Origin of the sequence: Acinetobacter sp. IK23, from assembly GCF_035615275.1 — a bacterium.
GTDB classification, from domain to species: Bacteria; Pseudomonadota; Gammaproteobacteria; order Pseudomonadales; family Moraxellaceae; genus Acinetobacter; species Acinetobacter seifertii.
Window position 1 is genome coordinate 22,390 of the sequence record NZ_JANBNX010000033.1, and the last position, 12,360, is coordinate 34,749.

Here is a 12,360-nt window from a genome sequence, read left to right on the forward strand (position 1 = left end):
TTATTTATGATTAAAGGGGCAATATGCCCCTTTAATTTTTTATGCAGCGCCATCGACCGAATTTAAGTCGTTAACCAGTTGAGGCTTTTCTTTTTTCTCGACCCATTTTGCAGGAAAGATTTTTTCTACTGCTTGGGACAGTGGTCTAGCAAGCGCAGTCGGTAACCTTACTCCCAAAGGGTTTTGTTCTTTTAAATCTGCCGAAGACACCACACGTGTTCCCATCACATAATCAAACCAAGGCTTAGTCACACACCAATTAGCATCTTGATTAGAATTCATGTGGTGGTCGTAATGCCACGGAATTTTACGCTTTGCCCAGTCGGGCTCTAAATGTGCACGGCGATGAATATAATAGTAATTACCAGCACTGTACCAAGCTGCAAGTGCCATACCTTTTGAAAACGGGTAAAACATTGCACTTGAGACTGTTGCCACTACCGCAAGAGAAATTAACTCATTTTTAGTTCGCCAGTTGCCAACGCCTTCCACATAGCAATCATCATGAAATTGCTGTTTGCGTACTTCACGATGGTGTGCCCAATGTGACTCCATGCTTCTGGGCACTGGGCTATAGCGCGGTTGTCCAGCACGGTGCACACCATGCAAAATATATTTGTGTGCCACCCATTCAAATGCATTTGCAACCGCAACTCCTGCAATAAAACCTTTTAACATCGCCTTACCCCTTTTTCTTTTTATTCAGCATATAAAATTCGTTATGCTAGGTATTGACCAGAATTTATGGTTTCATTGACAAATCACGACAAGAAAGAGGTGGTCACGGATGCCACAACTAAAGAATTATACAGGCTCGGTGTATGGAGGGCTGGGACATCTATTAAAAGCTTATTGTGAAGCAAATGAGTTAGTGATTCCTGAACAATTAGAACAAATTCAAAATCTGGAACGCTTTGACTATGTGGTTTGGCGTGATCTATTAGAAGTGATTTATAAACTAGACCCGAAGCCGGGATTAGGCCTAGAAATTGCCAAATATGTGCAACCCAAACATTTAGGGATTATTGCCTACCTTGCTCTCTCTTGCGATAACTTAGGGGAAGCCTTAATTCGCTATCATGATTTTCACCGTCTGATTTATGACGGAAGTCCATTAGTTGTTGAACTACAGGGACAATATGCTTCTATTCGTTGGGAAGCGACTGAGCTACACCCCACTCAACTTACCGATGAAATCGCGATTGCGCTGGTCATTCAGTTCTTACGTCTTTTTATGTCTCATGAAGATGTACATTTACATGAGGTACGTTTCTTAAATACTGCCCCTAAAAATATCAGAGTTTACGAGCAGTACTTTCAATGTCCCGTTCGTTTTAGCGAGCCACGTACTGAGTTGCTTATTCCAATTACCGAAATTCATAAGCCGCTTAGCAGCGCCGACCATACATTACAGCAGCTATTGGTTCAGCAAGCACAAGCGCTATTAGAGCAATTACCAAATTCAACTCAACTCGATCAGCGCTTACAGCATTCAATTTTAACTGGCTTACAAAAGGATCAATATCAAATTGAATATATTGCAACACAGTTAGGACTTTCAGTTCGGCAGCTTCAACGGCATTTACAACAACAAAACACCACCTTTCAAGAGCGTGTACAGCAAGTGCGCTTTATGCTGGCAACCGAGTATTTAAAAGACCCGCATTTAAGTTTACAAGAGATTGCCCTTTTGCTTTGTTACTCGGAACAAAGTGCTTTTCAAAGAGCTTTTAAGCATTGGACCAATCAAACACCCCAACAATGGCGAGATCAAAATTAAATAAAAAATTCATATTTTAAGGCTATGGCTGTGATTGGTGCGATTATTTATAAAGTAGTTGCTGGAGATAAAGATTAATTCTTTATATCTATAGCCTTAATCTACTATCGCGGTGGGTGACATGGATGTCACCTGTTGAGCAGGGGTACACGGAAGTGCCCTCTGTTCAACAAAGCCTTTTGTTTACTTTTGGGCTTTCAAAAGTAAGAAATGTCTATACAAACTCGATAAGACCTAACATGGTATTAAAGACTGTATGGCAGCATGACTATGCTCAACATCACACATAGAATGCATAAATTATAAAAACGGATTATTCACTTCTTGTTCAGCTGGTCGTTCAATTTTCTCAGGCAGTTCTTCTTTTTCCAAAGCTGCAACCACATCGTTTAAAAAGCTCTGTAGTGCCTTTGCCTGCTCTAAGCCGACTTTGTCTTTAGTAATTTGCAAATTGCCATAAATGCTCACGCAATCGACATCATTTTCTAATGTTAAATCTTCAATTGAAGAAGACTCTGTACCCTTTTCAAATGGCTTAAACATAAGTGTGTCTCGTTGTTATATCTTCACAGTGTAATACGATCAATTTAAAAAAAATCAATCAAAATTAAAAGTGCCGATAAAATTAAAAAAGCGCCCATCAAGATATTAAAATATTTCAAACGGTTGCCCTGATTGAGCACCACTGAAAATTTATCACCGCAAAATCCCCAAAAGAACAAACACACATAACAGGTGAAAAAATAAATAACGATAAAAATCGGCAACGCCTGCGGGTTTTCAATGCTGGTAAACATGGTTATACCCGATACACAAGCTAACCACGCTTTAGGGTTAAGCCACTGTAACAAGAACCCATCTTTAAAATTGGGAATAATGATCTGTTCGACAGGATCACTTGAAATAGAAATATTTGCAGCAGAAAGAATAATTTTAATCCCGATATAACAAACAAATAGCGTTCCACAAATCGCAAGAATTTTTAAAACAACTGGAAATTGAGTTAATACACTTTGCAGGCCAAACGCCATAAAAATCAAAAGCAAAGTAAAACCAATGGTAGCGCCTGAAATATACGGAACCGATCTTTTTAGACCGTGATTTAAGCTGGTCGATAAAATGACGGTATTGACAGGACCCGGGGTGATAGACATAGCAAAAGAAAAAAGAAACATCGAGGCAAACATTGTTATTGTCCTTATTCGAATAAATGGATAAACAGACAGATCTGTATGACAATCTTATTGTATTGAATAAGAACTGTGCAACAATGTTTACATGCGAGTTATTTAATGATTTGCAAGAAATAGTTCACCAAGGCTTCTACTAATTGTTTCACAATCGCCTTTCTAGTTTCTTCATCAATACTTGGAACTTTTGATTCCATAGGTTCAGAAGACGTACTTTTTTGCTTTTTAAACTGATCTTGTAATGCGTGAATCTGATCTTTAGTTAAATCTTGTTCACACTGACTTTCTCCATCCCAGTGCAAATAATCTAATTTCTGATTTGGCTTAACTTGGCTAGATGTTAATGGCAGACGATAAACATTACGTTTTTGTTGTTCGGTAAGTTGAGGAAATAAGTTAATTCCTAACTTTTCTTCCAAATAACAAACACTCACAACTTTGACCTGCTGCGAGTTGTTATTTGGTGCATAGTAAGCGCCAATTGCACCCGTTTTAGGATAATAAACAGCTTTATATACGGCGCTTGGAACAATAACACCACGCCCAATCGTTTTGAGTCGTTGACCCTCAAAAATTGGTCCCGTCACAATATAGGCATCTTGCTTTTGCTTAGTAACCACAGCACGTGTAGCGTCTTCAAGCTTACGCCAAACTTCCTGATTATTTTTAGGGGCCTGCGGAACCATATTACTGAGCGAGAAGCTATCGTACTGCGAGTCTTTAGTTGGCATATCACCATTTGGGGACATGTGCCCACGGTCATAGCCTGAGCCACGATAATCGCTTAACAATGAACGGTGACGCTCTGGAACACGTGTTTCTTCGTGGAAATTATCTTCACGTTTAATTTTAGTGCTTAAACGTTCAGGACTTAGATATTCAGCTGACCATAACGGCGTTTTAGACATACCCGAGTACAGAACATTGAAGCCGTTAAAACACAGCGCATAACTGTCTTTTTTTAAACTTTCTTTATTTAGGGCAGGTGGAACTTCACGATAAAACTGATTTAGACAAGTCGAGTTAGTACTTAAAGGCGAAAACCATTGTGAAATTTTTTCACCACCAAAAGCGATGGCAAAGCTTCCTGCTGCCACTCCGGCAAGTACAATTTTGCCAAAATGCTCACTTAAAGAAAAATCACCGAAGATGCCTGAACTACTTTTTTTGCTTGCCATGTTTCTATCAATACCACTGTCCACACGCAGCTTAACAATCCTGCTTTTTTAAGTATATCGCTTATCTTTCAAATGGTTAAAACATGGTCATCTTTTTTGTAACTCCATTTCCCCTTACGTAACAATCTGTTGGGATTGTGAGGAACTTTCACTATTGAATTGGGTTAATTGCGTATCTTTCATTGAAAAGCCCTTATGCCTTATGACATGGTTAGCTCCACAAATTTGGATAAAAATATAAACGGAGTCCATTTAATGATCCATTCAAAGATTATTGGTATTGGCGTAATTGCTGGACTGTGCAGTATGGCAGCCCTAGCTGAACCTGCGGTCCAACCAGGTGAAACTTTAGAAAGTTTGTCTAAAGTAAAAGTCACTACAACCGTCAATGGCCAGCCTGGCTCTATTAGTGATTTAGTGAATAGTGGGAAAGTACAACCTGTTTCTGCTCCGCCAACAGGTGCAGCCCCTACGGGTGCTCCTATTCCAGCTGATGTACCTCCTGCTCCTCCAGCAGATGCACCACCAGCACCTCCAGCGGGCGGTGATATGGCTGCTCCAGCGCCACAAGACCCAAATACTCCACCGCCACCAGCCGACCCAAACCAGTCTGCTGATCCAATGGCAAAAGAGGGTGCTTTACCAGCAGATGCACCAATGGCACAAGCTCAATAATCGGAGCCATAAAAAAACCAAGACTTATGTCTTGGTTTTTTTATTACATCAAATTTTATATTTCGATTTGACTACCTAACTCCACCACTCGGTTGGTTGGAATCTGGTAGAAGTCACTCACCGGACTGGTATTACGCTGCATCGAAATAAACAGCTTTTCTCTCCACGGCGACATACCATCACCCACCGAGTGAACAATACGATCGCGCGAAATAAAGAAGCTGATATGCATTAAGTCGTATTCAAGACCTAACTGCTCATAAGCTTTCATGAGTGCTTTTGGCACATTCATTTCATCTTTAAAGCCGTAGAAAATTTTAATACGGTAGAAATGTTCAGCTAAAGCTTCTGTCGTAATACGTTCTTCTGGTGCCACGAACGGCACATCTTCAATCACCACAGTGACCAGAATATTACGCTGATGCAGTACTTTGTTGTGCTTGATGTTATGCAACATAGCATGCGGTACAACGTTTGGTGTACCTGTCATAAACACGGCATCACCCGGTACCCAGTGCACGCTATTACCAATACTTTTCACAAACAAGTCTAAAGACAACGTGTCATGTTCGAGTTTAGCAAAGGTAAGCTCACGACCACGTTTCCATGTCATTAAGATAGTGACTGCAATACCACCAATGAGCAACGGCACCCAACCACCTGATAACACTTTAAGTGATGTTGCTGCGACTAAAACCGACTCTAAAATAAAGAATGGAATAATCAGTAACACCACTTTTGGCCAGCTCCATTTCCACGCCGAGTAGATAAAGATGGAAACCAAAATCGTGTCACAGAGCATGGTTAAAGTTACTGCTAAACCATAAGCACTTGCCAAGTTTGAGCTGGTTTTGAAAATCAGAATTAAGATAATAATTGCGATTAAAAGTAACCAGTTTAAGAACGGTACATAGATCTGACCTTCTTCAGATTCAGAGGTATGTTTAATACTTAAACGTGGTAAATAACCCAATTGAATCGCTTGGCGAGCAAGAGAAAACACCCCTGAAATTACAGCTTGAGAGGCAATCACTGTTGCCATAGTCGCCATAATAATCATTGGGTAAAGTGCCCACTGAGGAACCAGTAAATAGAATGGGTTTTCAATTGCCGCAGGGTCACGAAGTAACAATGCGCCCTGTCCTGCATAGTTTAAAACTAAGCATGGCAACACCACAAAGAACCACGCAAGACGAATCGGAACTGGTCCAAAATGTCCCATGTCGGCATAAAGTGCTTCACCACCCGTCACGGTTAACACCACGGCACCCATCACAAAAAAGGTCATGACTGGATGGTGATAGATAAACTGAATTGCCCAATGTGGGCTAAACATGCCGAGTACAATTGGTGTTTGAATAACGCTATGAAGGCCTAATGCACCTAAAGAGATAAACCACACAAGCGTAATTGGACCAAAGAACTTACCTACAAACGCAGTACCATGTTTTTGAACTAAAAACAGCGTGATGATAATGGCAATTGCAATCGGCATGATGAACGGGTCAAAAACATTGGTTGCAATAGACAACCCTTCGACCGCAGACAATACCGAAATTGCTGGGGTAATAATACCGTCACCAAAGAACAGTGATGCCCCAATAAAGCCAATGGCAATCATGTAGATTTTTTTGTTGTCGGCAATTTTTGCTTTACGCAAATTCAATGCGAGTAAGGCCATGATACCGCCTTCGCCATTGTTGTCTGCACGCATGACAATTGCGACATACTTGATGCTGATAATAAGCATTAAGCACCAAAAAATAATGGATAAAATTCCTAATACGTTTTCAGGCTGAATTCCCAAACCATGGGCAGCATGGAAGGACTCTTTCAAGGCATAGAGCGGACTCGTTCCGATGTCTCCAAAGACCACCCCAAGAGCTGCCAAAGCCGTGGCAGGCAAGGTCGCTTTTTTGGCCGTATTTTGCATTGTGTAATTAAACCAATAGATTTTTAGCGCAATCTTATCACCTCTATTATTTTTTTTCTGTAATGCTCGTCTTAAATCTTGGCAGAACCTGATTTTTTAGTTACTATCGCACGCCTTGGTGAGGTGTCCGAGTGGCTTAAGGAGCACGCCTGGAAAGTGTGTATACGTTTGCGCGTATCGAGGGTTCGAATCCCTCTCTCACCGCCAGAATTTAAATTTAAAGAAAATTAAACTTAGTGGGTTTAAGCTTTTATTGTGTCAAACCTTAAAAATAGTCAAATAATATTGATAATTTTTAAACCCAACACAACATCTAAATTTAATTAATCATTCAAATTCAATGAAGAATCTTATTTCTATAGCTAAAAAAAGCCTTCTCGACCATAGCAGATTAAACCTGCCTTTTGCTGTGTATTCAGCTTACGAGGAGCAAAAAATCACAAACATTCCCATTTCTAAGCCTTTGCTCATTATTGTTTTAAGTGGGTTTAAAGAACTTGGAAAAACTGAAAATATTAAATGTGATGCTGGGCATTTTATTTTTTTAGCCAACAGCTCCAAGATTGATATGCGTAATATTCCAAATCAGGAAGAATATTTTGCTCTTCTTATCGAATTTGATTTTGAAGATTTTAATGATCTTCCCCAAAACGCTGGTACTCCTCAAAACTATGTTCAAGGCCAGCTTAATCCTCTTTTAAAAAGTGCCCTACATCAATTTATATCCTTCTCTTTTATTGCTCCACCTTCTGCATTTAAATTCAGAAAAAGGGAGCTTTTAGAACTTATTTATTATTCGGGTTATATCGATATCGCTAAACTAAGTATGAGTACAAGTTTGAGTGAAAAAATTCAGACCCTCATTTCTGATCATTTATCTACTGAACTCACAGTTGAATACATCGCTGCTCAATTTTTTATGAGTTCATCGACGTTAAGAAGAAAACTAAAAATTGAGGGGGACAGTATTCAGGCCATTCGCAATAGAGTACGCCTAGGTCATGGACTGCATCTCATTCAAACTACAAATCATAGCATTGGAAATATTGCCTTTGAATGTGGCTATAAATCTCAATCTAGATTTACTGAACAATTTAAAAATGTGTTTGGGATTACTCCGCGTGAGCTACGCAAAACCAAAATGCTCACTTAAGGCGAATTAATGGCAAATCTGTATATAAAAAAATTTTAGAAGAAAAATTAACATCTTTTAGAAACTTAACAAAGGTTTTTGAAAAGCAGATGAAAAAAGTAGCAGTGATTTTATCGGGTTGTGGTTATTTAGATGGTTCAGAAATTAGAGAGTCGGTTTTAACCCTGTTAGCTTTAGATACGGCAAATATTAAATACCAATTTTTTGCACTCGATGAGCCTTTATTTCATGTTATTAATCATATAAGCGGCAAAATAAATATGACTGAGAGGAGGAATATTTTACAGGAAGCAGGACGAATTGCCCGAGGTGAAATTTCCTCAATCAGTCAACTTGACGAAAATGAATTTGATGGTCTTATTATTCCGGGGGGGTTTGGAGTTGCAAAAAATTTATCAAATTTTGCCTTTAAAGGTGCAGAGGCAAGAATACATGGTACAGTTGCTTCAATTCTAAAAGCGTTTCATCAAAGCAAGAAACCTATTGGGGCAATCTGTATTTCCCCTGCTCTATTGGCGCTTACGTTTGGAGAGTTAAACCCAACTATTACTTTAGGGGCTGATGTTAATATTGCCCAGGAAATTGAAAAAACTGGTTCAATTCACCATAACTGTCAAACCTCAGATTGCGTGGTCGATAAACAAAACTTGTTTGTTACCACTCCCGCCTATATGAATGATCAAGCTCATTTAAAGGATATTTATACAGGTATTACAAGCTTGGTTAATGCCATGACAGCTTTGGCAAACTAAGATGTTTAATGAGGGATAGAGATTGCTATCCCTTATTTAATTGTGTTCTTTGTATAAATCTAATCAACGATAAGTAACTTCGCACCATTCAGGCTAAATGACTGATGTGGCTCTGAATTGTCTCCGACTTGATAACTCATGCCTGACGTTAAAGTAAATGTTCGCCCGTCTTTCAATCTGCTTTCTAGCTCGCCTTCTAGGCAAAATAAAATATGTCCTTTTTCACACCAATGGTCAGCTAAGTAGTTTGCTGAGTACTCGACAAGCCTTACTCTTATTTTGTTCCCTTCTTCACCAAAAAATTGAGTTTTCCAGTAAGCTTTTCCTGTTTCACCCTTATATTCAGTGACTTCTATTTCTTCCCAGTTTGTAATTTGAAATGGAAAAGGCGCGATATTCATAGTTTTTCCAGAGACGTATTATTGTATTTTTCATACTTATAAAAAAATTTGATTTTTGCAAACGATTTAAAAATCTATTTCTTAAGCCCCACTACCTAACTCAGTAACAAGCCAATTAGATTTCGGATCTTTTTGTACAACAGTTACAAACACAATATAGGTTCCCGCAGGGTTACCAGCAAGATCTGCATGTACTGTTTTTATCTTTATGACGAGTAAAATCATTTTATAAAATTGTTGGTAGTAATCAGGTCTATTTTTTGCTGAATCGTAACGAACTTTTAGCACTTCTAGAACTTTTGAATCTTTATAAATTTGGGGTATTTCAGCATTTCGAATATTTAAGTTCTCGTCTAACCAAACATATTTATATGCTGTAGCTGCGTCTCCATTAGAAAGTGAATTAAAAAAGGTAATAGCAACTCGACTCGCTTGTTCTTTTTCAAAGTTAGCCTTTTTCTCGTATGATTTAAAGGCTGCAAATAAACATAGTCCAGCAAGAAGTAGTCCTATAGCTATAAAGATTCTAGATTTTAACATTTGGCTTCCTTTCTAATTTTTAAAATGCCGTGTTAAGAAATAGTCTGATCAAAATTAATTTACAGAAAGGCCTAAATCATTTTGATTTAGGCCTTTTTATTTTAAATAAAAATTAAAACGTTAGTTATTACCTAGATGCTTTGAAACATCTTTAGCAACTTGTATAGCAATATCATCCCATGCTTTATCTAACAAACCTGTTTGAGATGAACCACCAATTTTTGGATCGTTTAACTTAGAGTTAAATGTATTCGTCCATTTCTGGCCTTTATATTCAAATGTAGCAACTAAAGTTACATTTGCTACATCAATTGCTGGGGTAATATTGAACATACCAGCTGAGTATTCAAAGCCAGATCTAGCTTTTTCAACAGTAATCGTTAATGGGCTTCCATTTGGTGATAGTTTTGCTATCTGAGCAATCGCTTCTTCTATACGACTTGATAGAGCTACTCCTGTAGGAATACGTGTTCTAGAGCCTCCCCCTACAAAACCATCTGAACCTTGAATATCAATACGTTGAGGAAAGGTATCTGGATTCCATTTGATATAGACAGTATCTTGCATCTTTGGAAGAGCTGATAATTCTGAAACAGACGTATAGTTTAGACGGTTATTAAAAGGTAAATTAACTGCACAACCTGTTAATGTAGTTACTAATATTAATGTACTTAAACTGAGTAGTTTTTTCATACTTTGACTCTCATGTAGTTTTAAAAATAAAATTTAGACTTCTCTAATCAGCCTTAATCCAAATCGAACACTTCTAATGACTCAACATAAGGCAAAATAAGATATTCATGATTAGATAAATGCTGTTCTAATTGGGTATGAGTCGATTGATTGAATTGATAAAAGTTGCTCAAATCATTAAGCAATTGAGGTGTTTTATTTGCATCAAATTTTGGTGTTTTAATGAAGAATAATAAGCTTGCCCCTAAACCCACATACTCTATGCCATAGTTTTGATCTAAATGCTCAATCAAGCTAAAAGACTCAAAAGGGTTCAAATCACAACTAAAATATCCATTGAGGCAGGCTGCAAATTTCTGAGTTTCAGTTTGACTATTGACTAACCTTACTTGAATAACGGCATCTAAAATTTTTTCGGGTTCAGCATTGATCTGTAGCAGGGTTGCTTGATCTTCATTGCTATAGCTAAGTTTTTTAGGCAAGTCATTAAAGTCTATATAATTTTCTGGCTTTAATAATTGTTCAATATGATATTGAAGCTCTAAAGGTCGAGTATTTTCCCAACTTGCTGCACTGTCATCTTCAACGAATTCTGCAGTATCAAAATAAAGCCCATCTCCCATTGAAGCATGCATGGAGGTGTATTCACATTGCCCAATATCTTCTAAAAGTAATAATACTTTTTTAGGTAAATGCTTATGCTTAATTTCTGAATATAAGTTAACAACATCGTTCCATGAGTTTATTTCACTGATTGTTGCGTAGCATATTAATTCATGAGCATCGTCAGTTATAAGGGTGTTTTCTTTTTCTTTAATATCAAGAATAGTCATAAATTTTTAAATTTAATCTATATTTAGCAGACATTTATATCATAAATAAATTGTATATTTAACTTAAAACCTTAATGTAATTTTTTAAAAATCTTCTATATAAGAAGCCCAAACTCTCAAGTTTAGGCCTCCTCTTAAAACTTACTCAGACAACGCTAATAACTTCTGAACATACTGAACCGCATTATCCGCTATGTCTTGTTGAGTCGGCACATCGTCATCTTCTGATGGATTTGTGTCTATACCATAAAATGCATGAAGCGGCTGATAGTCTGCCCCAACATATAAAGCTGTTAGCTTAAATGGAGTAAAAATTTGCTCTAAAGAAAGGTTATATCCACCATACTCTGAATAAACTTTTTCTTGCACACCCGCAGATAAAGCCAACATAAACTTTTTATTTTTAAGTTTATCGCCTGTTGAACCATACCCCCAACCATAAGTCACAACTTCATCAATCCATTGTTTCAAAAGCGGTGGGCAGTTAAACCAATACACTGGAAATTGAAATACTAAATTTTCATGTTCTTCGACTAGTGCTTGTTCTTTGGCAACATCAATCACCCCGTCTGGGTAGGCTTGATAAATTTGGTGAACCGTAAATTGGTCTGGGTGTTTTTCTAGTTCTTCTACCCATCTTTTATTTACAACAGATTGGTCTATGTGAGGATGGGTAACAATGACTAATGTCTTTTTCATTATGAAAACACTCTTATTGGAAAGTTGATAAATCGATTATAGAAGTGTGCTTTCCTAAATATAAGTACGGTAATTTATGTTATATACTATACTAAAAGATAGTGTGGATTTTAAAAATGACTGAGTGCATTCCTTCATATACACCATTAGAAGATACGGGTTTTGGCTATACCCTTTCTTTGATTAATGGCAAATATAAAATGATTATTATGTATTGGCTGTATGAAAAAAATGTCATGCGTTTTAATGAGATGCAACGCTGTATTGGCAACATTTCATTTAGAACACTCAGTAATACACTTAAAGAATTGGAAAGAGATGGGCTGATTACTCGCAAGGAATATCCTCAAATTCCGCCAAAGGTTGAGTATCGACTTTCAGAAAAAGGGCAATCTTTAATTCCTTTATTTGATCCTAGACAGTATCGTGGACAACAAATCCCTCTAAATTCTTAAAATATTTCTTCTCAAAGGCTTCAGGGCTTAACCAGCCATTTGCAGAATGTCTTCTGACCCGATTGTAATAAATCTCAA

At 37.6% G+C, this 12,360-nt stretch carries 15 protein-coding genes and 1 tRNA gene; 6 read left to right on the forward strand and 10 right to left on the reverse strand.

All coding sequences use genetic code 11. From position 1 onward, the window contains the following. Positions 1–39 precede the first annotated feature (39 nt). A complete protein-coding gene (locus tag MSG95_RS16795; RefSeq protein ID WP_077166027.1) occupies positions 40–678 on the reverse strand; it encodes a hypothetical protein in 639 nt (212 codons plus the stop codon). Positions 679–787: 109 nt separating this feature from the next. Here MSG95_RS16795 and MSG95_RS16800 point away from each other — a divergent pair, with 109 nt between their 5' ends. Next, positions 788–1,780 (forward strand): AraC family transcriptional regulator, encoded by a 993-nt coding sequence (locus MSG95_RS16800; RefSeq protein ID WP_100290814.1) that lies wholly within the window; start codon positions 788–790, stop codon positions 1,778–1,780. 300 nt (positions 1,781–2,080) lie between these two features. Here MSG95_RS16800 and MSG95_RS16805 read toward each other — a convergent pair whose 3' ends face one another. The 3 genes from MSG95_RS16805 to MSG95_RS16815 form a co-directional block, all read right to left on the reverse strand. Then, a complete protein-coding gene (locus MSG95_RS16805) occupies positions 2,081–2,323 on the reverse strand; it encodes a hypothetical protein (RefSeq protein WP_000476056.1) in 243 nt (80 codons plus the stop codon). A gap of 44 nt (positions 2,324–2,367) precedes the next feature. Then, positions 2,368–2,967, reverse strand: a complete 600-nt coding sequence (locus tag MSG95_RS16810) for a LysE family translocator (RefSeq protein WP_004705089.1) — start codon at positions 2,965–2,967, stop codon at positions 2,368–2,370. 98 nt (positions 2,968–3,065) lie between these two features. Next, a complete protein-coding gene (locus tag MSG95_RS16815; RefSeq protein ID WP_039251040.1) occupies positions 3,066–4,148 on the reverse strand; it encodes a DNA/RNA non-specific endonuclease in 1,083 nt (360 codons plus the stop codon). A gap of 255 nt (positions 4,149–4,403) precedes the next feature. On the opposite strand from MSG95_RS16815, the gene MSG95_RS16820 reads away from it, so the two are divergent. Then, a complete protein-coding gene (locus tag MSG95_RS16820) occupies positions 4,404–4,823 on the forward strand; it encodes a hypothetical protein (protein WP_077166204.1) in 420 nt (139 codons plus the stop codon). 55 nt (positions 4,824–4,878) lie between these two features. Here the strand turns inward: MSG95_RS16820 and MSG95_RS16825 are convergent, their stop codons facing one another. After that, on the reverse strand, positions 4,879–6,756 hold the full coding sequence (locus MSG95_RS16825) for a potassium transporter Kup (RefSeq protein WP_004705082.1): 1,878 nt from the start codon (positions 6,754–6,756) through the stop codon (positions 4,879–4,881). Positions 6,757–6,873: 117 nt separating this feature from the next. Between MSG95_RS16825 and MSG95_RS16830 the strand changes: the two genes are divergently transcribed. The 3 genes from MSG95_RS16830 (at position 6,874) to elbB (ending at position 8,661) form a co-directional block, all read left to right on the forward strand. Next, a tRNA-Ser gene (locus tag MSG95_RS16830) sits at positions 6,874–6,963 on the forward strand. 133 nt (positions 6,964–7,096) lie between these two features. Next, the gene (locus tag MSG95_RS16835) at positions 7,097–7,909 is read left to right on the forward strand and encodes a helix-turn-helix transcriptional regulator (RefSeq protein WP_077166203.1); all 813 of its coding nucleotides are present in this window, start codon (positions 7,097–7,099) and stop codon (positions 7,907–7,909) included. An 89-nt stretch (positions 7,910–7,998) separates the two neighbouring features. After that, the gene (gene elbB, locus MSG95_RS16840; RefSeq protein ID WP_151819376.1) at positions 7,999–8,661 is read left to right on the forward strand and encodes an isoprenoid biosynthesis glyoxalase ElbB; all 663 of its coding nucleotides are present in this window, start codon (positions 7,999–8,001) and stop codon (positions 8,659–8,661) included. A 59-nt stretch (positions 8,662–8,720) separates the two neighbouring features. Here the strand turns inward: elbB and MSG95_RS16845 are convergent, their stop codons facing one another. The 5 genes from MSG95_RS16845 to MSG95_RS16865 form a co-directional block, all read right to left on the reverse strand. Next, a complete protein-coding gene (locus tag MSG95_RS16845; protein ID WP_077165761.1) occupies positions 8,721–9,062 on the reverse strand; it encodes a DHCW motif cupin fold protein in 342 nt (113 codons plus the stop codon). An 81-nt stretch (positions 9,063–9,143) separates the two neighbouring features. Further along, positions 9,144–9,602: a hypothetical protein gene (locus tag MSG95_RS16850; RefSeq protein WP_077165760.1), complete on the reverse strand. Its 459-nt coding sequence runs from the start codon at positions 9,600–9,602 to the stop codon at positions 9,144–9,146. Between the two features lie 120 nt (positions 9,603–9,722). After that, entirely contained in the window at positions 9,723–10,295 is a 573-nt protein-coding gene (locus MSG95_RS16855) for a hypothetical protein (RefSeq protein ID WP_077163672.1), read from the reverse strand. A gap of 53 nt (positions 10,296–10,348) precedes the next feature. After that, a complete protein-coding gene (locus MSG95_RS16860) occupies positions 10,349–11,128 on the reverse strand; it encodes a hypothetical protein (RefSeq protein WP_077165759.1) in 780 nt (259 codons plus the stop codon). Between the two features lie 141 nt (positions 11,129–11,269). Next, a complete protein-coding gene (locus tag MSG95_RS16865; protein WP_004705070.1) occupies positions 11,270–11,827 on the reverse strand; it encodes an NAD(P)H-dependent oxidoreductase in 558 nt (185 codons plus the stop codon). Positions 11,828–11,943: 116 nt separating this feature from the next. Here MSG95_RS16865 and MSG95_RS16870 point away from each other — a divergent pair, with 116 nt between their 5' ends. Then, the gene (locus MSG95_RS16870; protein WP_324624894.1) at positions 11,944–12,282 is read left to right on the forward strand and encodes a helix-turn-helix domain-containing protein; all 339 of its coding nucleotides are present in this window, start codon (positions 11,944–11,946) and stop codon (positions 12,280–12,282) included. Positions 12,283–12,360 lie beyond the last annotated feature (78 nt).